Below are 248 nucleotides of genomic sequence, written 5' to 3' on the forward strand. Positions count from 1 at the left end.
GCGCGAAAGCGCCAGATTTCATGCACGTCGGCGCGCGTATCGAACGCGATCTGCGCGGTGCGATCCGCGACTTCCAGCACGACCGCCGCCCGGGCGCCGGCCGGCAGCTGCTCGAGACGCCGCGCGATCGCCGGCAGCGCCGTATCGTCGCCGATCAGCAGATGCCAGTCGAAATCGATCGGGACCACGAACGAACCGCGCGGGCCGGATCGTTCTTGGCGTCACCGAAGCCGGCCAGGGTCACCTGG

The 248-nt window shown here is 69.8% G+C and carries 1 pseudogene; it reads right to left on the reverse strand.

The window, feature by feature from the left end:
* Window positions 1–206: pseudogene (locus SB816_RS33900) on the reverse strand (siderophore-interacting protein); the annotation flags it as partial.
* Window positions 207–248 lie beyond the last annotated feature (42 nt).

Origin of the sequence: Achromobacter sp. SIMBA_011 (assembly GCF_046535435.1) — a bacterium.
Lineage (GTDB): Bacteria > Pseudomonadota > Gammaproteobacteria > Burkholderiales > Burkholderiaceae_B > Achromobacter > Achromobacter dolens.